General features: G+C 70.9%; 1 protein-coding gene. It reads right to left on the bottom strand.

Features of this window, described 5'->3' with window-relative positions:
• Window positions 1-93 precede the first annotated feature (93 nt).
• Window positions 94-26793, bottom strand: coding sequence for a non-ribosomal peptide synthase/polyketide synthase (locus RHA1_RS24965; protein ID WP_041811979.1), 26700 nt, complete (start codon window positions 26791-26793; stop codon window positions 94-96).

Here is a 26793-nt window from a genome sequence, read left to right as displayed (position 1 = left end):
CGGGAGGCGGTAACTTTTCGCCGTCCCCCAGAAAATTCGTTCGCCGTCCACAGGGCGCACAGACCCCATCGTTGCACAGCGGCACGGCCCCGTTCAGCGGATTCGGTCGTCGCGGCGCCGGGTGCGACCGGCCTCGAGATACCTAGACAGCACCGGCCCGATGACGGCGAGGGACTGCGGCTCGATCATGTCGTTGTGCCCGCAGTCCACCCGGTGCTCCACGATTCGACCGGTCACGAGCGGCCGCCACTCGTCCGCCGACCGGGCGCGCGTGGTGCCGTCGTCGTCGCCGGTCGCGGGGAAGATCAGCAGTTCGCCGTCGTAGACCTGCGGCTCGAACCGGTGGACGAGGTTTCGCGAATTCTCGTATCCGGCGTTGATGCGCTCGAGGTGTTCTCCGCGCAGTCCGGAGTCACTGCCCCACGATTCGTTCAGCAGTTGCGCCGCGCGTTCGTACGTGAGGTCGCCGTCGTTGGCGACGACGAGCCCCAGGCCGCGGAGCAGATCCCGCATGTCGAGCTTCCCGAACAGCGGATCCTCGCCGTTGTCGGGATAGCTGTCCATGACGGTGAGGGAGGCGACGTCGTCGCCTGCATGCTGGAGTTCGACGGCCATCGCGTGGGCGATGACCCCGCCCAGCGACCAGCCGAGCAGGTCGTACGGTCCCTCCGGCTGGATGGCCTTCATCTCCTCGACGTACCGGTGCGCGAGTTGTTCGATCGACCGGTAGTCGCCGTCTCCGCTGATCGTGGGCAACTGCAGTCCGTACGCGCGGCGGTCGGCGGGCAGATACCGGACGAGGCCCGCATATCCCCAGGAGAGCCCGATTCCCGGGTGGACGCAGAACAGCGGTCGTCCGGTGCCCTCGGTTCGCAGCGGGATGACCACCCCCAGCGCCTCCGTCACCCCGCTCTCTGCCGACGGCACTGCGATCCTGCGAGCGAGGCCGGCCGGGGTGGGATCGAGGAACATCCATTGCAGCGGGATCTTCCGACCGAGCCTCTCCTGCAGGGCGGCGATCACCTTCGTCGCGAGCAGGGAGTTGCCGCTTCTCTCGAAGAAGTTGTCCTCGGCCCCCACCCGGTCGAGCCCGAGCACCTCGGCGAAGACGTCCACGATCGCCGCCTCGAGGTCGTTCGCCGGCAACCGGAAGGCGGCGCCCGACAGGAACTCGGGTGCGGGCAGTGCGGTGCGATCCAGCTTGCCCACCGGCGTCAGCGGAATCTGTTCGAGGACGACGATCGCGGCGGGCACCATGTGGGCGGGCAGACGCTCCCCGACGAGACGGGTGAGTTCCGCGGTGTCGACGTCCGCGCCGCCGATCGGCCGGACATACGAGACGAGCAGCGGTTCCCCGGCGGGCCCTGCACGGCCGATGGTGACGGCGAACCCGACGTCCGGATGATCGGTGAGTACGGCGTCGATCTCGCCGGGTTCGATGCGGAACCCGCGGATCTTCACCTGGAAGTCGCTGCGCCCGACGTACTCGAGGGTGCCGTCCCGGCGCCACCGCACCACGTCTCCCGTGCGGTACATCCGCTCGCCCGGGGGACCCCAGGGGGCGGCCACGAAACGGGACGCCGTCAGACCGGGCCGACGGTGATACCCGGACGCCAGGGCGCGTCCCGACACGTACAGCTCACCGACCACACCGAGCGGCACCGGGCGCAGCCGCGAATCCAGCACGACCTCGGAGACGCCGCGGGTGGGTGCGCCGAGCGTGATCGGCTCGCCGGGCACCAGCGCGTCGCTGATGTTCGACATGATCGTCGTCTCGGTCGGCCCGTAGGCGTTGAACATCCGGCGGCCGGGCGCCCACCGGGCGACGAGTTCGGGTGGACAGGCTTCACCGGCCACGACCAGCGTCCGCAGCGACTCGAAGCCGAGGGGGTCCATCGACGCCAGTGCGGTCGGGGTGACGAATCCGTGGGACACCCGCTCGTCGCTCAGCAGTGCGGCCAGTTCGGTGCCGCCGTAGATCGTCGGCGGGGCGATCACCAGCGTCGCTCCCGCGCAGAATGCCATGACCAGTTCGAACACGGACGCGTCGAAACTCGGCGACGCGAAGTGCAGCACCCGGGCGCCGGGTGTGACGGCGAGGCGGTCGCGCTCCTCCGCGGCGAGGTTCGCCAGCCCACGGTGTGTGACGGCCACTCCCTTGGGGACGCCCGTGGATCCGGACGTGTATATGAGGTACGCGGGATGTGCTTCGTGCAGCGGTGCCGTCCGGTCCGCGTCGGTGACGGGGGCAGGCGACTGCAGCCGGATCCGTTCCTCGTCTTCGGCGTCGTCGAGCACGATCCAGTTCACGGTGCCGGGCAGCTGATCCCGGTGTGCCCGCAGGGTCACCCCGGACACCGCCCCGGAATCGGTGAGCATGTGCTCGATGCGGTCGAGTGGATACCCGGGGTCGACCGGCAGGAACGCGGCGCCCGTCCGAGCGACCGCCCACACCGACAGCACCGATTCGATCGAGCGCGGCAGGCTCAGCGCGACAGTGGTTCCCGGACCCGCACCGTCCTCGATCAGGCGGCGCGCCAGCCGGTTCGACGCCTCGTCCAGTTCGCGGTAGCTGATCGTCCGGCCCCGGTAGGACACCGCGTCGGCGCCCCGGTCTCGTTCGACCGCGGCCGACAGCAGTTCCGGCAGCAGGACATTCGGGGCGTCGGATGCGCCGCGCGCCGGGGTGAGCGCCGCGACTTCGTCGGTGCCGAGGATCTCGATGTCGCCGACCGGAACACCGGGTTCCGCGGTGACGGTGCCGAGGATGCGCACGAACCGTTCCGCGAACCCGCGCACCGTGTCGGCGTCGAACAGGTCGGTCGCGTAGTCGATCGCACCCACCATGCCCGCCGCGCTGCCGTCGGCGGCGAACCGCTCGTCGAGGATCACCTCGAGGTCCACCTTCACGACGGCGAGGTCGGGATCGAGCCCCTCGACGGTCAGCCCCGGCAACCGCAGGGCGGGATTCTCGGTGTTCTGGAATTCGAGGGACACCTGGAACAGCGGCGAGTGGGCGGTCGACCGCACCGGTCCGACGGCGTCCACCACCCGTTCGAAGGGCAGGTCGGCGTGCGCGAAGGCGCCGAGATCGGCGTCGCGGACCCGCGCAAGCAGGTCACGGAACGGCTGTCCCGCCTCCACCGGGGTGCGCAGGGCCAGCGTGCCGACGAACATGCCGACGAGGTCGTCGAGCGCCGCCTCGCCGCGGCCGGCGATCGGGGTGCCGATCGCCACGTCCCCGGTGCCGCCGAGCCGGCCGAGCAGCACGGCGAGTGCCGCGTGCACGATCATGAACTCGGTGGACCGGTGCTCTCGCGCCGCCGTCCGGATCCGCTCGTGCAGGCCCGGGTCGATCGCGAAGCGCACCCGCTCGCCGCGGAACGACTGCTGTGCGGGACGCCGGCGGTCGGCAGGCAGTTCGAGGAGTTCGGGCAGCCCGGCCAGCGCCGACTCCCAGTAGGCCAGTTGCCGCGAGATCAGCGACCCGGGGTCGTCCTCCGAACCCAGCAGCCTGCGTTGCCACAGTGTGTAGTCGGCGTACTGGACCGGCAGCGGCGTCCATCCGGGAGTGCGGCCGTGGACGCGGGATTCGTACGCGACCATCACATCCCGCACCAGCGGTGCCATGGAGAAGCCGTCGGCCGAGATGTGGTGGACCACGACGGCGAGCACGTGGTCCGTCGGGTCCAGGGAGAACAGGGCGACGCGCAGCGGGACGGCTTGGGCGACGTCGAAGCCGGCCGTCACGAGCCGGGTGAGTTCTTCCCGGAGCCGACTGTCGTCCGCGACCGCGGTCGGCGCGAGCATCGGGGCGGTGGGCGCGAGGATCTCCTGGACTGGTTCGCCGTCGCGGAGCGGGAAGCGGGTGCGCAACGACTCGTGCCGGGTCACGACGTCCGTGACGGCGGCGGTCAGCGCATCCACGTCGAGGTCGCCGGTGAGCCGCACCACCATCGGGATGTTGTAGGCGGGCGAACTCGTGTCGAACTGGTTGATGAACCACATGCGTTGCTGGGCGTAGGACAGCGGGATGCGATCGGGACGGGCTCCGGCGGTGAGGGCGGGGCGGCCGGACGGACCCGCTCCCGCGTGCTCGATGCGCGCGGCGAATGCCTCGACGGTGGGCGCCTCGAACAACGCCCGCACGCCGATGTCGGTGTCGAGTGCGGCGCGCAGGCGGGCAACGGCACGGGTGGCGCTCAGCGAGTTGCCGCCGAGGTCGAAGAATCCCGCATCCGCGCTCACCCGGGCGAGTCCGAGGACCTCCGCGAAGACCTCGGCCACCGTCTCCTCGACCGGATCGGCGGGTGCCCGGTATTCGCGCGCGCCGACGTCGAATCGTGGTGCGGGCAGGGCTTTGCGGTCGAACTTGCCGACGGCGTTCAGCGGGATCTCGTCCAGCACCGTGATCGAGGACGGCACCATGTGGGAGGGCAGTCTGCCCGCGAGACGGCGGGTGATCGTCTCGGTGTCGAGGGCATGCTCGGGTGCGGGCACGACGTACGACGCGAGGAGTGTGTCCCCGGCCGGACCGCGGTAGGCGACCGTGACCGCGAACCGGACGTCGGGGTCGGCCGTGAGGGTGGTGTCGATCTCGCCGAGCTCGATGCGGAACCCGCGCACCTTCACCTGGAAGTCGCTGCGGCCGAGGTACTCGATGGTGCGTTCGGGGGTCCAGCGCACGATGTCGCCGGTGCGGTACATCCGTTGCCCGGCCTCGGCGGGGTCGGCGACGAACCGCTCCGCCGTCAGCCCGGGGCGCCGGTGGTAGCCGCGCGCCAGTCCTGCACCGGCGAGGTACAACTCCCCCGGAACCCCGGCCGGAACGGGCTGCAACCGGGAATCCAGCACCAGCTCCGTGACACCGCGGATCGGTCCGCCGATGGTGATGCGGTCCCCCGGGGTCAGGGGATCGCTGATGTTGGACATGACCGTGGTCTCGGTCGGCCCGTACGCGTTGTACAACCGGCGCCCCGGCGCCCACCGGGACACGAGTTCGGGCGGGCAGGCCTCGCCGCCGACGGCGACGTCGGTGAAGTGATCCAGCCCCGCCGGGTCGAGGGATGCGAGCGCCGCCGTGGTGACGAATGCGTGCGTGACGTGCCGGTCCCGGATCAGCTGGGCGAGTTCGTCGCCGCCGAAGACGGTGGTCGGCACGATCACCATCGTCGCCGCCGCACCGAACGCCTGCAGATATTCGAATACGGATCCGTCGAAGCTCGGTGTCGAGAAGTGCAGCGTCCTGGACCCGGGATCCGCCCCGAAGCGGGCGAGTTGGTCGCGCGCGAAATTGTCGAGACCGCGGTGCGTCACGGTCACGCCCTTCGGCCTGCCGGTGGACCCCGACGTGTAGACGAGATACGCGGCCGTGTCGAGGGTGACCGGTGCCGTGCGGTCGCCGTCGTCGACCGGTGCCGCGGATGCGGCCGCGCACTCGGCGGCGAACGCGGGGTCGTCGAGAACGAGCCAGCCGATGTTCTCGGGCAGACGGGCGCGATGCTCGGACGTCGTGAGCCCGAGTGCGCACTCCGAGTCGGTGAGCATGTGCGTGATGCGCTCGCCCGGATAGTTCGGGTCGACGGGCACGAACACGGCCCCGGTCCTGGCCACCGCCCAGACGCACAGCACCGACTCGATCGAGCGCGGGATACCCACGGCCACCGATGTTTCCGGTCCGAGTCCGCGGGCGATCAGAGCACGGGCGAGCCGGTTGGACCGCTCGTCCAGCTCCCGGTAGGACACCTCGACGTCGCCGGACGACAGGGCGACCGCATCCGGGTCGACCGCGACGGCGTCCGTGAAGATCTGCGGGAGCGTACGGACGGAGCCGGCGGGACCACCGCGGACCGGTACCAGTTCCGCGCGTTCCCGCTCGGTGAGCAGCGAGAGCCGGGCCAGCGGCACGTCGGGTCCGGTGCAGGCGTCGAGCACCCGCACCACCCGCTCGGCGATGTCCTCGATCGCGCCGGGGGTGAACAGGTCGGGCACGTACTCGAACTTCAGGTGCAGGCTCGCCGCCGCCGACGCGACGAGACTCAGCGGGTAGTGGGCGGCGTCGCGGGCATCCACGCCGGTCACGCGGAGCCCGGCGATGTCGGTGTCTTCCGACAGCCCCGCCCGGTCCACCGGATACGACTCGAACACGGTGAGGGTGTCGAACCCGACGCCGGGACCCGCGGCGTCCTGGATCTCGGCGAGACCCGTGTAGTGGTGATCGAGCATCGCCGCCTGCTCGGCCTGCACCCGCTCCAGCAACGCGCCGAGTGTCTCCTCCGGGCGCAGCGTGACGCGCACCGGAACGGTGTTGATGAACAGCCCGATCATCGTCTCGATGCCGGAGAGTTCCGGCGGCCGGCCGGAGACGGTGGCGCCGAACACGACGTCGTCGCGTCCGGTGAGCATCGCCAGCACGATGCCCCATGCCGTCTGCAGAATGCTGTTGAGGGTGAGCCCGCGCGCCCGCGCGGATTCGCGGAGCCGGTCGGTCCGGTCCTCGTCGAGGTCGAACACCCACTCCCGCGACACGGTCGACAGCTGCCGAGCCCGGTCGGCAGGCACCAGCAGCGTCGGTTCCTCGACCCCCGCGAGGGCGTCCGCCCAGGCCCGCGCGGACACGTCGGTGTCGCGCCCGCTCATCCACAGCAGGTAGTCGCGGTAGTCCCGCACGCGCGCCAGCGGCGACGGGTCGGCATCCGTGGCGTACAGCGTGAGCAGTTCCCGGATCATCAGCGGCATCGACCAGCCGTCGAGGAGGATGTGGTGGTTCGTCGACACCAGTCGGCAGCGGCCGCCGGCCGTCCGCACCAGCAGGAACCGGATCAGTGGTGCGGTGGCCATGTCGAAGGGGGTGGTCCGGTCGGCGGCCAGCAGTCGCTCGATCTCGGCGGCTGCCGCGTCCTCGTCCAGTCCGCTCAGGTCGATCTCCCGCCAGGGCACGGCAACCCGGCCCGAGACCACCTGCACGGCCCCGCCCTCGGCGTCGTGACAGAACGCGCTGCGCAGGTTCGGGTGACGGTCGAGGAGTGCGGCGGCGGCCCGGCGCAGTCGTGCGGCATCGACGTCGCCGCCGAGGTCGAGAATCAGCTGGACGAGGTAGGCGTCCACCGATTCGTCGGCCAGTTCGGCGTGGAACAGCATGCCCGCCTGCAGCGGCGACAGCGGCCAGACGTCGGTCATCGCCGGGTAGCGGCGCTCGAGGTCGTCGATCGCGCTCTGGCCGAGCCGGACGAGGTTCAGGTCGGACGGGGTGAATCCGCCGCCTCCGGACCGGGCGTGCGCGGTGAGGGCCTCGAGCGCGTCGGCCCACAGGCTCGCCAGTTCGCCGACGTCGTCGGCGGCGATCACCCCGACGGGGAACGACCACGTGGCGGCGAGTGCGGGACCGGCGGCGGTGTCGGTGGTCCTGGCGTTCACGTCGACGACGGCCGCCGCGGGCAGCCCGGAGTGCGCGGCGGCGGCGAGGCCCTCGTCGGAGACCGGCGTCCAGTCGCCGTCCGGAGCGGAACCCGAACCGAGCCTGCCGAGGTAGTTGAAGCTCACCTGCGCGCCCGGCAGGGCCGCGAGTTCCGGAGCCGTCTCGGCGTCGAGGTAACGGAGCAGCCCGAACCCGATGCCGTGGTCGGGGATCGACTGCAACCGCTCCTTCACCGCCTTGACCGCGACCCCGGCAGCGGGGCCGGCTGCGAATGCGTCGTCGATGTCCACGCCGCTCAGGTCGAGGCCCACCGGGAAGATCGTGGTGAACCAGCCGACGGTGCGGGCGAGATCGGCGCCCGGAACCACCTGCTCCTCACGACCGTGCCCCTCGAGATTCACCAACGCGCCGGACGACTCGATGCCCCGCGCCCGGCGCCAGCGGACGAGCGCCAACGCCAGCGCCGTCAGCAGTCCGTCGCCGACACTCCCGTGGAAGGCCTGGGGCAGCGTCGTCAGCAGGGCCTCGGTCACCGCGACGGGAATCCGGACCTCGACGTCGGAGGTCTGGACGTCGGCTGCGGTGAGGGCCCGCGACCCGAGCGGTGGGTCGGGGGTGTCGAGCATCTGCCGCCACAGGTCGAGTTCGGCTGTGCGAGAAGGCTCCTGCGCCACATCCGTGAGGGCGTGCGCCCACCGGCGCATCGACGTGCCGGTGCCGGGCAGGCTCGGCGGCTCACCCGACAGCACCTGGGCGCAGGCGAGGGCGAGGTCGGGGACGAGGATGCGCCACGACACCCCGTCGACCACCACGTGATGGGCGACGATCAGCAGCCGGCCCGGGGCTGCCGGTGTCGCACTGCTCGCGAACCACACCGCCTGCACCATCACACCCGACTCCGGGTCGAGCCGGTCCGCGGCGGCGTCCAGTTCGAAGGACGCGGCCACGGTGAACGAGTCCGCAGGGTCGAGTGACACCGTGCGCACCACCGCGGTCGCCCGCACCCAGCCGGGCGGCGCGACCGCCATCGCCGCACCGCGCTCGGCCCGGTCGCTCCGGTACAGCCGGGCGCGCAGCATGTCGTGCCGGTCCAGGACGGCCTGCAACGCCGCCGTCAGCGCGTCCTCGTCCAGCGCGGCGGGGGTGGTGATCAGCGCAGCCTGCGAGTACCGGCGGAAATCGCCGCCCCTGCCCAGCATCCAGTGCACGATCGGCGTGAGGGGGAATTCGCCGACGCCGCCGCCGGGCAACTCCTCCAGCGTGACCACCTGCTCCCCCGCGGTCGCGACCTCCGCGAGTGCCGCAACCGTCTTGCGTTCGAACACGTCCCGCGGGGTGATCACCACCCCGGACGCCTTCGCCCGGGTGACGAGCTGAATCGACATGATGGAGTCGCCACCGACCGCGAAGAACGAATCGTCGACGCCCACCGATTCGAGGCCGAGCACCTCGGCGAACAGGCCGGCGAGGATCCGCTCCGTTTCCGTCGCCGGTGCGCGGCCGAGCGACACCTGCCGTCCGAAGTCCGGTTCGGGCAGCGCCCTGCGGTCGAGTTTGCCGTTCACGGTGAGAGGCAGGGCGTCGAGCACCACCACGGCCGCGGGCACCATGTGCGCCGCCAGCCGGCCGGCGACCGCGTCGACGATTCCGGCCGGATCCAGCACCCGGCCCGCCTCGGGCACCACGTAGCCCACCAGTCGTTCGCGTCGCGCCAGCACCACCGACTGCGCCACTCCTTCGCAGGCGAGCAGCGCCGACTCCACCTCGCCGAGCTCGATGCGGAAGCCCTTGACCTGAACCTGGAAATCGTTGCGGCCCAGATATTCCAGCTGACCGTCCGCGTTCCACCGGCCGAGGTCGCCGGACCGGTACATCCGCGACCCGGGGGTGTGCGGGTCGGCCACGAACCGGGTCGACGTGAGCGCGAACCGTCCGAGATAGCCCCGGGACACCTGCGGGCCCGACACGTAGAGTTCCCCGACCACTCCCGGCGGCACCGGGTGCAGACGGGAGTCGAGCACGTACACGCGCAGTCCGGGCAGTGCCCGGCCGATCACGGAGGCCGACGCGGACGCGGCGAGTTCCGCGTCCAGCGGCAGGTGGCTGACGTGCACGGTGGTTTCCGTGATGCCGTACATGTTCACCAGCGCCGGGGCGGTGTCAACGTGTCGCGCGTACCAGCGGGTGAGCTGCCCCAGGTCGAGGGCCTCGCCGCCGAACACGACGACGCGGAGGGACAGTTCGGTGGCGCCGGCGACCCGGTCCGCCTCGGCAAGCTGGTAGAAGGCGGTGGGGGTCTGATTCAGGACGGTGACGTTCTCGTCCCGCAGCAGTCGCAGGAACATGTCGGGTGAGCGGGTCGTGAAGTAGTCGACCACCACCAGCCGGCCGCCGTGGAGCAGCGCACCCCACAGTTCCCACACGGAGAAGTCGAACGCCGCCGAGTGGAACATGGTCCACACGTCGCAGGCATCGAACCGGAACAGCGGCTGCGTGTTCGCGAACAGGGTGACGACGTTGCGGTGCGCCACCTGAACGCCTTTCGGCTGCCCCGTCGAGCCGGAGGTGTAGATGACGTACGCCACCGAGTCCGGGCGCAGCGGCCCGGTCCGGTCGCCGTCGGTGACCGGCAGCGGCGACGTACGGTCGAGTTCGGCCACCGTCTCCGCGCTGTCCACGAGCAGGAGCGGGACTCCGCTCGCCCGGACTGCGTCGGATTCGGCCTCGGTGGTCAGCACACACACCGGCCGGGCGTCGGCGAACACGAACGCGAGCCGCTCCGCCGGGTACGTCACATCCACGGGCACGTAGCCGGCACCCGACTTCACCACCGCGAGCAGCGCCACCACCAGCTCCACCGACCGCGCGGCGGCGACGGCCACCAGGGTCTCGGGGCCGGCGCCCCGCGCGATCAGCAACCGCGCCAGGCGATTCGCCCGGGTGTCCAGCTCGTCGTAGGTGAGCGAGACGCCTTCGCACACGACGGCCGTCGCGTGGCGGGATCGCTGAGCGGCCCGCTCGAAGAGTTCCGCCAGGGTCGCGTCCGGGGCCGGGGGCTCGGCGAACGGCGGCAGCACCAGGTCCCGCTCCGCGGTGTCCAGGATCTCGATGTCGCCCACGGGAAGCTCCGTGGCCACGGCGACCGACTCGAGCACCCGGAGGAACCGTTCCCCGAATCGGGCTACGGTGTCGCGATCGAGCACGTCCGTCGCGAACCGCAGTCCGGCAGCGAGTCCGGCGGGCGCGCCGTCCCTGTCGATCTGTTCGGCGAGACTCAGTTCCAGGTCGAACTTCGCGACGCCCAGGTCCACGTCGAGCGAATCGACGGTGAGTCCGGGCAGTTCGAGGTGGGTGCCCTCCGCGTTCCGGAACTCGATGAGCACCTGGAACAATGGGGTGTGCGACGTGGATCGTTCGGGGGCGAGATGGTCGACCAGCCGCTCGAACGGGATGTCCGCGTGCTCGAACGCACCGAGGTCCGCGGCCCGCACCGCGGTCAGTACCTCACCGAACGATGCCCGCGGATCCACCACCGTCCGCAGGACGAGCGTGTTGACGAACATGCCCACCACGTCGTCGAGCACCGCCTGCCCGCGACCGGCGACGGGCGTTCCCATCGTGACGTCGTCCGTGCCCGACAACCGGGACAGCAGGACGGCGAATGCCGCGTGGACCGCCATGAACAGTGTCGAATTGTGCTGGGCCGCGATCGTGTTCAACGCACGGTGCAGCCGGGCAGGCACGTCGAACTCGACGACGTCCCCGCGGTAGGACCGCTGGACGGGGCGCGGCCGGTCTACCGGGATCTGCAGCACCTCGGGCGAACCGGACAGGGTGTCCGTCCAGTAGCCCAGTTGCCTCGACAGCACCGAGTCCGGATCGTCCACCGCACCGAGGAAGTCCCGCTGCCACACGCTGTAGTCGGCGTACTGCACCGGCAGCGGGGTCCAGCCGGGCGTGTCCCCCACGGTCCGGGCGGTGTACGCGAGCATGACGTCACGGGCCAGCGGCATCATGGAGAAGCCGTCGGCCGCGATGTGGTGCACGACGATGGCGAGGACGTGCTGCTCGGGTTCCAGCTCGAACAGCCTTGCGCGGAACGGGATCTCGTCGCTGACGTCGAAACCGGCGCTGACCAGGGCTGCGAGGGCGTCCCGCAGTGCGCGGTCACCGGCGACGGCCACCGGATCGAGGCGGGGGGTGGCCCGCCCGGCATCGACGATCACCTGGTGCGGTCCGTCGACCGACCCGGGAAACACTGTGCGGAGCGATTCGTGCCGCGCGACGACGTCGCCGACCGCCGCGAGCAGGGCCGCGTGATCGAGGACTCCGGTCAGTCGCAGAGCGATCGGGATGTTGTAGGCGGGCGACGACGTGTCGAACTGGTTGACGAACCACATGCGTTGCTGCGCCAGCGACAACGGGATCCGGTCGGGGCGCGGTCGTGCGGCGAGTGCCACCGACGGGGTGGCCGCCGTCACGGCCGAGTCGATCCGGACTGCGAGATCGGCGACGACCGGCGCGTCGAACAGCGCGGCCACGCCGATCCCGGCGTCGAGGGCGGAGTTGATGCGGGCGACCGCCCGGGTGGCACTGAGCGAGTCGCCGCCCAGTTCGAAGAAGCTGTCGTCCGCACCGACGCGCGGAGCGCCGAGCACGTCGGCGAACACCTGCGCGACAGCCTCCTCGACCGGAGTGGTGGGCGCCCGGTACCCGATGGTCGCCGACGTGAATTCCGGTGCGGGCAGAGCCTTCCGGTCGAGCTTGCCGACGGGGGTCAGCGGAATCTCGTCGAGGACGACCACCGCGGCGGGCACCATGTACTTGGGCAGGATCCGGCCCGCGAACGCGAGCACCTCCGGCGCCGCCACCTCCTCGCCGTCGTGCGGCAGCACGTACGACACCAGCGCCGTGTCCCCCAGCGGTCCCGGCCTGCCGAGAGTCGCGGCGAAGTCGAGGTGCGGGTGGGTGGTGAGAACGGAATCGATCTCGCCCAGTTCGACACGCTGACCGCGGATCTTCACCTGGAAGTCGCTGCGCCCGAGGTACTCGAGGGTGTGGTCACGAGACCACCGCACGACGTCACCCGTGCGGTACATCCGGCCACCGCCGTAGGGGTCGGCGACGAACCGCTCCGCGGTGAGAGCGGGCCGCCGGTGATATCCGCGGGCCAGCGCCGGTCCCGCGATGTACAACTCGCCGGGCACCCCGGCCGGGACGGGCTGCAACCGGGCGTCGAGGACCGACAGCGCGATGCCGCGGACGGGCCCCCCGATCGTGACCGGCTCGCCCGGTCTCATCGGCCGGCTGAAGGTGGTGAGAATGGTGGCCTCGGTGGGGCCGTACCCGTTGAACATCGCCCGATCCGCACCCCACGCGGCGACCAGTTCGTCGCCGACGGCGTCGCCGGCCACGACGAGCGCCTCGAGGTGCTCGATGCCGTCGCGCTCGACGGTGGCCAGGACGGCCGGGGTGATGCAGGCGTGGGTGACGCGTTCGCGCCGCAGCAGCGCCGCCAGTTCCGCCCCGCCGTAGACGTCGGGGGGAGCGATCACGAGCGTCGCCCCGGCGGCACACGACTGGACGAGTTCGAGTATCGCCACGTCGAAACTGGGTGAACAGATGTGCAGGCACCGGGAGTCGGGTGAAACGGTGTAGTGCTCGGTCTGCTCGGTGAGCAGGTTCGCCAGACCGCGGTGGGTGACGACGACGCCCTTCGGCCTGCCGGTGGACCCGGACGTGTAGATCGCGTACGCGGCGTGGTCGACGTCGAGCACCGACCGGCGGTCCAGATCGGTGACGCGGACCGGCGATGCGGCGGCCCACGTGCGGTCGAAGGCAGCATCGTCCAGCACCAGCCACGGCACCGAGCCCGGCAAACGGTGCCGGTGGGCCGACATCGTCACACCCAGTGCCGCACCGGAATCGGCCAGCATGTGTTCGATGCGATCGGCGGGATAGTTCGGGTCGACGGGCACGAACGCAGCGCCCGCCTTCGCGACCGCCCACACCGCCAGCACCGATTCCCGCGATCGGGGCAACCCGAGCGCCACGAACGTCTCCGGCCCGGCACCGCGTTCGATGAGGACCCGGGCCAGCGCACTCGACCGCTCGTCGAGCTCGCGGTAACTGGTCTCGCGTCCGTCGCAGACGAGCGCGGCCGCCTCCGGCCGGTTCCCCGCCGACGCCGTGAGGATCTCGGGCAGGGTCTTCGGCGGCCCGGCGGGGGCCCCGGACACCGCCGTGTACTCCTGGAGTTCGGCCTCCGACAGCAGGGTGAGGTGGGCGATGGGTGTCTCGATGTCCGACAGCAGGATCTGCACGACGCGCGCGACGCGGGCCGCCACCGACTCCGCGAACTCGCTCCGGAAGACGTTCGGCTGGTACCGCAAGCGCAGGTGCAGTCCGGTGTCGACGTGCGCCATCAGGGTGAACGGATAGTGGGTGGAGTCGATCCCCTCGATCCCGGCGACGTGCATGCCGTCGATGTCGGTGTCTTCCGACAATCCCATGCGGTCCACCGGATAGGACTCGAACACGGTCAGCGTGTCGAAGGCGGCGCCTTCCCCGACGGCGCGCTGGATCTCCGTGAGGCCCACATAGTGGTGATCGAGCAGGGCCGACTGTTCACGCTGGAAGCGCTGCAGCAGTTCCGCGAGCGTCTCCTCGCGGCGCAGGCGCAGCCGGACGGGCACCGTGTTGATGAACAGCCCCACCATCGACTCGATGCCGGCGACGCCCGGTGGGCGGCCGGACACCGTGGCTCCGAAAACCACGTCCTCGCGCGTGCCGAGTGTGGTCAGCACCAACCCCCACGCCACCTGGACGAGGGTGTTCATCGTCAGTCCGTGCTCCCGTGCAAGTGCCTCGAGCGCCCGGGTCTTCTCCTCGCCCACGTCGAGGCGCACGTCCTCGGGTTCGGCGAAGCTCTGCTCGCCGCGCGCCGCGGGGGCCACGAATGTCGGTTCGTCCGAGCCGGCGAGGGCGGATACCCAGGCGGCCGTGGAGCGTTCGTGGTCCTGCCTGCCGATCCACTGCAGGTAGTCGCGGTAGGACGTGACGCGGGGAAGGGCCGTCGTGTCGCCGTCCGTGGCGTAGAGGATCAGCAGGTCCTTGATGACCAGGGGCGTCGACCATCCGTCGAGGAGGATGTGGTGATGGGTCACGACCAGCCGGTACCGGTCGGGTGCGGTGCGCAGCAACGTGAATCGGAGCAGCGGCGCCTCGGACATCTCGAACGGGACGGCGCGGTCTGCCGCGACGAGTGCCTCCGCCTCCGCGGCGATCCGGGTGTCGGCGAGATCCGACAGGTCGACGTCGGTCCACGGCGCGGTCGCCCCGGCGAGTACCACCTGGACGGGTCCGGCACCGGTGTCGGCGAACGCCACCCGGAGGTTCGCATGCCGGTCGAGCAGGCCCTGTGCGGCGCGGCGGAGCCTGGCGGAGTCGACGGTGCCGCGCAGGTCGAGGACCAGTTGCACCTGATACGCGTCGAGGCGATGTTCGGACAGCTGCGCGTGGAACAGCAGACCGGCCTGCAACGGTGACAGCGGCCAGATGTCGGCGAGGTCCGGGTAGGCGCTCTCGAACCGCTCGATGTCTGCCTGCCCGACGGACACCAGATCGAGATCGGACGGCGTCAGCCCGCCTGCGCCCGGACGGCTCGCGTGCTCGGCCAGGGCTGTGAGTCCCCGAATCCACAGCGCGGACAGCTCTTCCACGTCCTCGGCGGCCAGCACACCGGTGGGGTACGACCACGTCGCCGTGAGTACCGGTGCGCCGTCCCGGACGGTGGTGGCGGCGTTGACGTCCACGACCCAGGCGGCGGGCATGTCGTAGTTCTGGGTTCCGCCGAGGTCCCCGCTGCCCGCGACGGGCAGCCAGGACACGTCGCCCCCGCTCGTCGCCACCCGGCCGAGGTAGTTGAAACTCACCTGCGGTGGCCGGAATCGGCGCAGTGCCTCCGAGCCGACCGGATCCAGGTACCGCAGGATCCCGTAACCGATGCCGTGATCGGGGATGGCGAGGAGTTGTTCCTTGATCGCCTTGATCGCGGTCCCGGCCGCGTCGTCGCCGGCGAGGGCGGCGTCGATGCCGATGCCGGTGAGGTCGAGTCGCGCCGGGAACAGGGTGGTGAACCATCCGACGGTCCGGGACAGGTCGGCGCCGGGCACGACGTGGTCTTCGCGGCCGTGACCCTCGAGGTTGATCAGCACGTCGGCCGTCTCGACCCCGCGGAGCCGCCGCCACCGAATCATCGCCATTGTGAGCGCGGTGAGGAGGCCGTCGCCGACGGTGCCGTGGAACGCGGCGGGCAGTGTGGTGAGGAGTGCCTCGGTGACGGGTGGGGGGACGTCGACGCTGACGCGGCCCGTCGTGGCATCGACATCGACGGCCGGATCCAGGGGCCGGAAGCCGAGGAGCGGGTCGGGGCCGTCCAGGATCGACTGCCACCGCCCCGCTTCGGTGCGACGGGCCGCCGCGGCATCGGTGAGTCCGTGCGACCACCGCCGCATCGACGTCCCCACGGCAGGCAGCGCGGCGGGCAGACCCTCGGCGGCGCGAGCGTGGGCCGCCGCCAGATCCGCGATCAGGATCCGCCACGACACGCCGTCGACCACGAGATGATGCGCGACCAGCAGCAACCGCCCCTGCCCGCCGGGACCGTCGAACCAGAGCACCTGCACCATGCTGGCCGAGGCCGGGTCCAGGCGGTCCGCCGCCGCGTTCAGTTCCGCTCTCGCCACCGCATCGAAGTCGCCGGCGTCGAACGACGTCACGGGCACGTGATGGATCAGCGCATCGGCAGGCACCGATCCGGTCGGCAGCACCGTCATGGCCCACTGCCCCGACTCGTCGACGGCGAGCCGCGCGCGGAGCATGTCGTGACGGTCCAGCACCGCGTCGACGGCGGCGGCGAGATCGTCGCGGGTGAGCCGGGGCGGCGCGGTGACCAGCACGGCCTGAGAGAACCGGTTCAGCCGGCCGCCGCTGCGCCCCAGCATCCACGCGACGACGGGTGTCAGCGGAACCGGGCCGACGCCGGCGCCGGGCAGTTCCTCCAGCACCACGGCATCCGCGCGCTCGTAGTGGGCCACCTCGGCGAGACCGGCGACGGTCCTGCGCTCGAACACGTCCCGCGGGGAGAGGATCAGACCCGCCGCCTTCGCGCGGGCCACCAGCTGGATCGACATGATGCTGTCGCCGCCCAGCGCGAAGAACGAATCGTCCATACCCACCGACCCGAGTCCCAGCACGTCCCGGAACAGGCCGGCGAGCAACGCCTCCGTCTCGGTGCGCGGCGGACGACTGTCGGTGACGACGACACCGAAGTCCGGTTCCGGCAGCGCCTTCCGGTCGAGCTTGCCGTGGACCGTCACCGGGAGCGCCGCGATCACCACGACGGCGGCGGGCACCATGTACGACGCGAGCCGCGTGCCCGCGAACTGCAGGACCTCGCCCGGGTCGATGTCCGCTCCGGGTTCGGGGACCACGTATCCGATCAGCCGGTCGCCCGAGCGTTCGTCCCGGCGCACGTCGGCGACCGCCGCCGCCACGTCGCCGTGTGCGAGCAGCGCCGACTCGACCTCGCCCAGCTCGATCCGGAATCCGCGGATCTTCACCTGGAAGTCGGTGCGCCCGAGGTAGTCGAGTTGCCCGTCCGCCGTCCAGCGCACGAGGTCGCCGGTCCGGTACATCCGGCTGCCCGGCGGCCCGAAGGGGTTGGCCACGAAGCGTTCCGCGGTGAGCGGGTATCGGCCGTGATAGCCGCGCGCGAGCGCCGGTCCTGCGAGGTACAGCTCCCCCGCGACCCCCGCCGGTACGGGATGCAGCCGCTGATCGAGGACCGCCGCGGTGAACCCGAGCGTCGGCGCGCCGATCGTGACCGGTTCGCCCGGTGCCAACGGGGTGCTGATGCTCGACACGACGGTCGACTCGGTCGGACCGTACGCGTCGAACATGGCCCGGCCCGGTGCCCAGCGGGCCACCAGTTCCGGCGGGCACGTCTCGCCGCCGGTCACGACGCACTGCACGCTCTCCAGGCCGGCGGGATCGACCGAGGCGAGCGCCGCCGGGGTGACGAAGCAGTGCGTGACCCGCTCGCGCAGCAGCAGTTCCGCCAGCTCGTCGCCGCCGTAGACGGATGGGGACGCGATCACCATCGTCGCGCCCGGCCCGATCGCCAGCATCAGCTCGAGCACGGAGGCGTCGAAGCTCGGCGACGCGAAGTGCAGGGTCCGGGACGCCGCGGTGGTACCGAACGTGTTCTGCTCCGTCGCAGCGAAATTCGCCAGGCCGCGGTGCGTGGTCACCACACCCTTCGGCTTGCCCGTCGATCCCGACGTGTAGATCACGTACGCGGGGTGGTCCACGTGCAACGCCGACGTTCGGTCGGCGTCGGTCACCGCCGCCGCCGGGAGCAGTGCCAACTCGGCCTCGGTCTCGGGGTCGCCCGGCACCAGCCACGGAATCGACGCGGGAAGGGCCGACCGCAGCGCGGCCGTGGTGAGACCGGCGACGGCGCCCGAGTCGCCGAGCATGTACTCGATGCGCTCGGCCGGATGGTTCGGGTCGACCGGCAGGAACGCGGCCCCGGTCTTGGCCACCGACCAGACGGCCAGCACGGATTCGATCGACCGCGGCAGTGCCAGAGCCACCACCTGTTCCGGGCCGACGCCCCGCTCGATCAGGAGCCGGGCGAGCCTGTTCGACCACTCGTCGAGATCACGGTAGGACACCTGACGTCCGTCGGAGACCAGCGCCACGGCGGCCGGGTCCGCGGCTGCGGCGGCCGTCAGCATCTGCGGCAGTGTCCGCGCGGCCACGCCGGGGCCTCCGCTCGCGGACGTCAGTGCGGCCCGCTCGCCGGCGCCGAGGACGTCGACGTCGCCGACCGGGGCGTCCGGCGATTCGGTGACGGCGCTCAGGATCCGGACCAGGCGCTCGGCGAACGCGGTCACCGTGTCCGCGTCGAAGATGTCGGTGGCGTACCCCAGCGCCGCGCTGATCCCCGCGGGATGACCGTCGGCGTCGACATTCTCCCGCAGCGTCAGCTGGAGGTCGAAATTGATCGTGTCGAACGCGAGGTCGAGGGGTTCGACATGGAGGCCCGGCAGTTCCAACTCGGGGCGCTCGGTGTTCTGGAATTCCAGCATCACCTGGAACAGCGGTGAGTACGCCGTCGAACGGGAGGGCCGCAGGCTCTCCACGACACGCTCGAACGGGACGTCCGCGTGCGTGAACGCCCCCAGATCGGCCTCGCGGACCTGCGCGAGCAGCTCGGCGAACGTACGGGCGCCGTCGACGGGGGTGCGGAGCACGAGGGTGTTCACGAACATCCCGACCAGGTCGTCGAGCTCGGCCTCGCCGCGGCCCGCGATGGGTGTGCCCACGGCGATGTCGTCCGACGCACTCAGCCGCGACAGCAGGACCGTCAGCGCGGAGTGCAGTGCCATGAACACGGTCGATCCGTGCCTGCGTGCGAGTTGCACGACGCTCCGGTGGAGGTCCGGGTCGATGTCGAACTCGACGCGGCCCGCGCCAAGGGTGCGGGCGGCCGGGCGGGGCCGGTCCGTCGGCAGTTCCAGCACATCCGGAAGGTCGGCCAGCGTCGCGGTCCAGTAGTCGAGCTGGCGGGCGAGAGGCGAACCGTCGTCGTCTTCGTCGCCGAGCCAGTCTCGTTGCCACAGTGTGTAATCGGCGTACTGCACGGGAAGCGGGGTCCAGTCGGGTGCGGCGCCGCGGCACCGGGCGGTGTACGCCGACAGGACGTCGCGGGCGAGCGGAACCATCGAGAAGCCGTCCGCCGCGACGTGATGGACGACCACGGCCAGCACGTGCTCGTGCTCGTTCACTCCGAACAGCCGGGCCCGCACCGGCGCCTCCGTCGTCACGTCGAACCCGGCGGAGAGCAGGCGGTGGAGTTCCGCGTCGAGGTCCGCCGACGCGACGGCGTGCGGTGTGAGTGGGGGCGCCACCTTCTCTGCCGGGAGGATCACCTGCCGCGGACCGTTGTCGGTGAGGGGAAAGACGGTGCGGAGGGACTCGTGGCGCTCGACGACGTCGGCGACGGCCGCGTCCAGCGCCTGCGCGTCGAGGGTGCCGGAGAGGCGCAGCGCGATTGCGACGTTGTACGCCGCACTGGCCGTGTCGAACTGGTTGATGAACCACATCCGCTGCTGTGCGAGCGAGACGGGGACCTCCCGCGACGGATCCCGCGGCGCCGGCGCCGGCCGGGATTCCGGGCGGGAGTCCCCGGCCTCGGCCCGGGCGGCCAATCCGGCAACGGTCGGGGCGTCGAACACGTCCCGCACGCCCAAACGGTTGCCGACCGCGGCGTTGACGCGGGCGACGAGCCGGGTCGCGGTCAGCGAGTTCCCGCCGAGTGCGAAGAAGCTGTCGTTCGCCCCCACCCGGACGATGCCGAGCAGATCGGCGAACACGGCGGCGACGATCTCCTCCACCGGGTTGCGCGGGGCGACGAAACCCAGCGTCGACGTGCCGAAGTCCGCTTCGGGCAGGGCTTTCCGGTCGAGCTTGCCGTTCACCGTCAGGGGCAGCGCGTCGATCACCACGACCGCAGCCGGCACCATGTACGACGGAACGCTCTCCCCGACCGCGTCGAGAACCGCCGCCGCGTCGACATCCGCACCCGTCTCCGGGACCACGTAACCCACCAGCCGGTCACCGTCCCGGTCGTCGCCGCGCACCACGACCACCGACTGCGCGACCCCGGCACACGCGGCCAGGGCCGCCTCCACTTCGCCGAGTTCCACCCGGAATCCGCGCAACTGCACCTGGAAGTCGCTGCGCCCCATGTACTCGAGCCGGCCGCCCGCACCCCACTTCACGACGTCGCCCGAGCGGTACATGCGCGCCCCCGCCCGGTGGTGGTCGAACGGGTCGGCGACGAAACGCGTCGAGGTCAGACCCTGCCTGCCGATGTAGCCGCGGGTCACCTGGTCGCCGGACACGTACAGCTCGCCCACCACCCCGGGCGGTACCGGATGCAACCGGCCGTCGAGGACGTAGACCCGTAGACCGGGGAGTCCGCCGCCGATCACCGAGCCCGGCACGGACGCCGCCAGCGCGCGGTCGAGGGCGAGGAAGCTGACGTGCACCGTGGTCTCGGTGATGCCGTACATGTTCACCAGCACGGGGGCCCGGTCGTCGTGCCGGGTGTACCACCGCTCCAGTTGCCCGACGTCGAGGGCTTCACCGCCGAAGATCACGTGCCGCAACGACAGTGGCGATCCGCCGGCGTCGTTGACGGCGTTCGCCGCGCGATCGGCCTCCGTCAGCTGGTAGAACGCCGTCGGGGTCTGGTTCAGCACCGTCACCCGTTCCCGGCGCAGCAGTTCGAGGAACGTGTCCGGCGACCGTGCGGTGAAGTAGTCGACCAGCACCAGCCGGCCACCGTGGACGAGCGCACCCCACAGTTCCCAGACGGAGAAATCGAAAGCGTACGAGTGGAACAGCGTCCACACGTCGGACGAGTCGAACCCGAACAATTCCCGGGTGTTGGCGAGCAGCGTGACGACGCACCGGTGCGACACCTGGACGCCTTTGGGTCGCCCGGTCGACCCCGACGTGAAGATGACGTACGCGACGGCGTCGGCCCACAGCGGCCGCAACCGATCCGAGTCGGTGACCGGCAACCCGGACAGTTCGGCCATCGCACCGGCCGTCGCCGGATCGTCGATCGCCACCACCGGGATTCCGGCCGGTGCCAGCGACGCGAATTCGGCGCTCACCACGGCGCAGACGGGTCGTGCGTCGTCGAACATCGCCGCCACCCGCTCGGCGGGATAGCTGGTGTCGACCGGCACGTACCCGCCACCGGCGGCGAGCACCGCCAGCAACGTCACCACGAGGGCAGGTGTGCGATCCACCATCACCGCGACCAGCGACTCGGTTCCCACCCCCTCGGCGATCAGCAACCGGGCCAACCGGTTCGCCTGCTCGTCCAGTTCGCCGTAGGTCAGCGTCTCGTCACCGCACACGACCGCGGTGGCGTCCGGGGTCGACGCGGCCACCCGCGCGAACAACTCGACCACGGTCTGCGCGTCGGCGGTGACACCCTCGCGGTTCCACCGGTCCAGCACCAGGTCGCGCTCGACCGCACCGAGAACCGGGATGTCCCCCACCACCGCCGCCGGGTCGTCGACCACCGCCCGCAGTACCCGGACGAAGCGTTCCCCGAACCCCTCCACCGACGTCCGGTCGAACACGTCCGTCGCATACAGGAACGCGGCGGCCATGCCTGCGGCGGTGCCCTTCTCATCGTGGTATTCGGCGAGCGACAGCTGCAGGTCGAACTTGGCGACTCCCGGGTCGACGTCGACCGCCTCGACGGTCAGGCCCGGCAGTTCGAGGTGGGCGCGCACGGTGTTCTGGAATTCGAGCAGCACCTGGAACAGCGGCGAGTGGGACGTCGACCTGCCTGGAGCCAGCTCGTCGACGACGCTCTCGAAGGGAACGTCCGTGTGCCCGAACGCACCCAGGTCCGTGTCGCGGGCCCGGGCCAGTACGTCGGTGAACACCTCACCCGGCTCCACCGGAGTCCGCAGCACCAGCGTGTTGACGAACATCCCGACCAGGTCGTCCAGCGCCGCCTCACCGCGACCGGCGATCGGGGTGCCGATGGCGACGTCACCCGAACCGGACATCCTCGACAGCAGCACGGCCAGCGCCGCGTGCATCACCATGAACAGCGTCGCCTGGTGCTCGCGCGCGAGGAGGAGCAGTTGCCGGTGCAGGCCCGCGTCGATCGCGAACGCCGCGGTCGCACCCTCGAGCGAGCGGGCGGGCGGCCTGTTCCGGTCGAGCGGCAGGGCGCTGACCTCCGGCAGTTCGGCGAGCACACCGCGCCAGTACTGCAGTTGCCGGGACATGAGACTGTCCGCGTCCTCGGCACTGCCGAGAAGGCGACGCTGCCACACGCTGAAGTCGGCGTACTGCACGGGCAGCGGCTCCCAGCTCGGCGGCGTCCCGGACCGGCGCGACGAGTACGCGACCATCAGGTCGCGGGCCAGCGGCGCGAGCGACGCCCCGTCGGCGGCGATGTGATGCACCACGATCACCAGCACGTGTTCGTCGGGGCCGGTCCACAACAGCGCCGCGCGCAGCGGGACCTTCGCGCTCACGTCGAATCCGCCCGCGAGGAGGGTCGCGATCCTCTCGTGCAGCGACTCGTCGCCGTCGACGTGCGGGGTGAGGTCCGGGACGACGTCCGCGGTGTCGACCACCACCTGGTAGGGCCCGTCCGTCGACGCGGGATACACGGTGCGCAACGACTCGTGCCGCTCGATCACATCGCCCACCGCGGCCCGCAGCGTGTCCGCATCCAGCGGTCCGGTGAGGCGCACGGCCATCGGGATGTTGTACGCCACCGACGACGTGTCGAACTGGTTGATGAACCACATCCGTTGCTGCGCCAGCGACAACGGGATCCGCTCGGGCCGCTCCCCGACGACCAGGGGCGGACGGTCCACGAATTCCGTCCCCGCACGCCGAACGTACGCGGCCAGCAGTTCGGCGGTGGGCGCCTCGAACAACGCCCGCACACCCACGTCCGATCCGAGTGCCGCGTTGACGCGCGCGATCACCCGCGTCGCCACGAGAGAATTGCCGCCGAGGTCGAAGAAGCTGTCGTCGACACTGATCCGTTCGACGCCGAGGACCTCGGTGAAGACCTCGGCGATCGACTCCTCGACCGGGTCGGTAGGCGCCTTGAACTCGGCGGCCGCGGACAGGAACCGCGGTTCCGGCAGTGCCGCGCGGTCCAGCTTCCCGACCGGGTTCAGCGGGATCTCGTCGAGCACCACGACGACCGAGGGAACCATGTACGCCGGCAACCGGTTCCGAACCTGTCGCAGCAGTTCCGTCGTCTCGATCGGCCTGCCCGGAGCCGGGACGACGTACGAGACCAGGACGGTGTCCCCGGACGGTCCCGGCCTGCCGATGGTGACGGCCAGTCGCACGTCCGGATGCGTCTGCAGCATCGCGTCGATCTCGCCGAGTTCGATGCGGAAACCCCGCACCTTGACCTGGAAGTCGCTGCGCCGCAAATATTCGAGGGTGTGGTCGGGCCGCCACCGCACCACGTCACCAGTGCGGTACATCCGGCCCCGGCCGTACGGGTCGGCGACGAACCGTGCCGCGGTGAGACCGGGCCGCCGGTGATACCCCCGGGCCACACCGGCGCCGGCGATGTACAGCTCACCCGGGACGCCGACGGGTACCGGACGGAGCCGGGCGTCGAGCACCACTTCCTCGGCGCCCCGGATCGGCCCGCCGAGTGTGATGGGGTCGCCGGGGGTCATCGGTGCGCTGATGTTCGCCATGATGGTGGTTTCGGTGGGACCGTACGCGTTGTGCAGCCTGCGGTCCGGCGCCCACCGGGCCACCAGTTCGGGCGGGCAGGCCTCACCGCCCACCACCACGTCGAGGAAGTCGCCCAGCGAATCCGGCGGGATCGTGCCCAGCGCCGCGGTGGTGACGAAGCCGTGCGTGACGCGTTCCGACCTCAGCAGATCGGCCAGTTCCGAGCCGCCGTACGCGGACGGCGGCACGACCACCATCGTGGCGCCCACCCCGAACGCCTGCAGGTATTCGAACACGGACGCGTCGAAACTCGGGGTCGAGAAGTGCAGCGTCCGGGACGATCTCGTGGCGCCGAACCTCTCCTGCTGGTCGGCAGCGAAGTTGTCGAGCCCGCGGTGGGTGACGGTGACGCCCTTCGGCCGCCCCGTCGAACCGGACGTGTAGATCAGGTACGCGGCATTGTCGAGGTGCAGGGGCTGGATGCGGTCGGAGTCGGTCAGCGGACGGCCGGAGCGGGCGGCGCAGTCAGCCTGGAAATCGGGATCGTCCAGCACGCACCAGGGAATCGAGTCGTGCAGGCGACCGCGCGCCGCCTCCTCCGTCAGGCCCAGCACCACACCCGAATCGGCGAGCATGTAGTCGATCCGATCGGCCGGGTAGTTCGGATCCACGGGAACGAAGGCCGCCCCGGTCTTCGCGACGGCCCACACGGACGCCACCGACCGGAACGAACGCGGGAGCGCCAGCGCGACGAACGATTCCGGCCCCACCCCGCGGTCGATCAGCATGCGCGCGACCTGCGTCGACCACCGGTCCAGCTCGCGGTACGACAACTCCTCGCCCTGCCGCGACAGCGCCGTCGCCGCCGGATCCAGTGCCGCGGCATCCGCGAAGAGGTCGGGCAGGGTGCGCTCGGACCGGCCCGGCCGTCCTCGTACCGGCGTCAGCGCGGAACGTTCGTCTGCGGAGAGGATCTCGATGTCACCGACCGGAACCTCCGGATCGGCGGCCATCGCGTCGAGGATGCGGAGGTACCGCTCGGCGGCCACCCGGATCGTGTGGGCGTCGAACAGGTCTGCGGCGAAACCGAATTCGACGGTGACACCCGCCGGATCGCCCGACTCGTCGGCCGCTTCGGTCACGGTCACGCATAGGTCGAGGCCGGAGACGGCAGGACCCGGGGCGCCGGGCGCGCGGGTGTCGAGCAGCACCTGGACGATCGGTGCGTACGCGTCCGACACCGACACGCCGAGTTCCCGCACCAGACGGTCGAACGGAACACCGGTGTGCGCGGCCGCCTCGGTGGCGACGTCCCGGACGTGCGACAGATAGTCGCGGCACGACACCTCGCTCGCGTACCGCGACCGCACCACCACGACGTCCGTGCGATCGCCCACGTCCACGGCCGTTCCGACGGCGATGTCGCTGCTACCGGTGACCCTGCCCAGCAGGATCGACAGGGCCGTCAGGAACACCGTGCGGCCGGTGGTGCCTGCGGCGTCGGCCAGAGCGGCGACGCGGCGGTGCAACTCCCCCGGCACCACCACGGTGACCCGGTCGCTCGCCTGCGACAACCTCGCGGGCCGCGGGTGGTCGGTGGGCAACGGCAGGAGGTCGGGCAACCCGTCCAGCTGCCGGCGCCAGTAGTCGATTTCCGCCGCCTCGCGCAGAAGTCGTTCGCCGGCGCGCGAACTGGACTCGTGGATGCTGCCCACCCGGGACGCCGGGTCTGCGGTGGCCAGTTCCTCGAGCAGTTCGACGAACTGCCGATGGTGTTCCCGCAGTTCCGCGTCCTCATAGCGGCTGGGGTTCGCGCGGAAGTCGACGAAGATCCTGGTGGGGGTGCCGCTCTGATACACGTTGATCAGCAGGTCCTCGACCGGACCCGATGTGACGATGTGGAAATCGCCGAGGAGCGAACCGAGCGCGACCTCCTGGCGGAACAACATCACGTTCACCATCGGCCCGTACAGTGCCGTCGTCGCGGTGTCGCCGGCGTCGCGGCGGATGTCGTCGAGGCTGCACCGCTGGTGTCGCAGTGCGGCGACCAGCTCGCGCTGCACCTTCTCGATCAGCTCCGCGACGGTGTCGTCGGCCCGGACGCTGACGGGCATCGGTGCCACGTTGACGAGCATGCCCCCGGAATTGCGCAGCACCGCCGTGGTGCGGGCCGACACCGGAATGGTCACCAGCACATCGGTTCTGCCGGTACGTCGCGACAGGTAGCACGCCGCGGCCGCGATGATCGTCGCCGCCGACAGGCTGTCGCGGGAATCGAGAACGGCCACGACGTCGTCCGAGAGGACGGCACTCTCCACCGTACTGGTGGCCGACACCTGCCCCGCCGTCCGCGCCAGCGTGGTGCCCTCGAGCCCGGCGACCCGGCCCGCCCAGTACTCCCGATCGGTCACGAACCGCTCGGAGGCGCGGTACCGGCTGTCGATGTCGTACAACTGCCGCAGGCTCACCGCCCGGTTCGGATCCGGTTCGCGGCCCGCGACTTTCGCAGAATACCGGTGTGCGATGCGGCGCAGCATCGTCATGGCCCCGTAACCGTCGAGAGCAACGTGGTGAATCCTGCTGTACCACAGGAAGTGGGTGTCAGCGGTCTGCAGGATCGACGTCTCGACCAGCCGGTCGGCGCTCAGATCGAGCGGTGTGACGTAATCACGTTCCATCCATGCGTGTGCCGCCGCCACCGGGTCCTCGTCCGCGCGGAAATCGACGTACGCGATGGACGTGTCCGTCCGATGGTCCACGTACTGCAGCGGCCGGCCGTCGACGTCGTACACCTTGAGGAAGGGTGATTCGAATTCGCGGGCCGCTTCCACCGTCTCCTGCCGGAGCAGGTCGATGTCGAGGACACCGTGGAACTCGACGTACTGGGCGATGGAGATCGGGACCTGCGGTTCGAGTTGCTGCGCGAACCACGTGGCCCGCTGGGCCGCCGAGAGCGGAATCGGTTCGCCGCCGTCCGGAACACGGACGTCCGCGGGGCGGCGCGTTTCTCCCGCCCCCGGAACGGGTCCTTCACCTTGTCCAGGGCACAC

Source organism: Rhodococcus jostii RHA1 (assembly GCF_000014565.1).
In the GTDB taxonomy this organism is placed as follows: Bacteria; Actinomycetota; Actinomycetes; order Mycobacteriales; family Mycobacteriaceae; genus Rhodococcus_F; species Rhodococcus_F jostii_A.
Note: the sequence above shows the minus strand (reverse complement) of the source record. Positions and strands in the feature narration are given on the sequence as shown.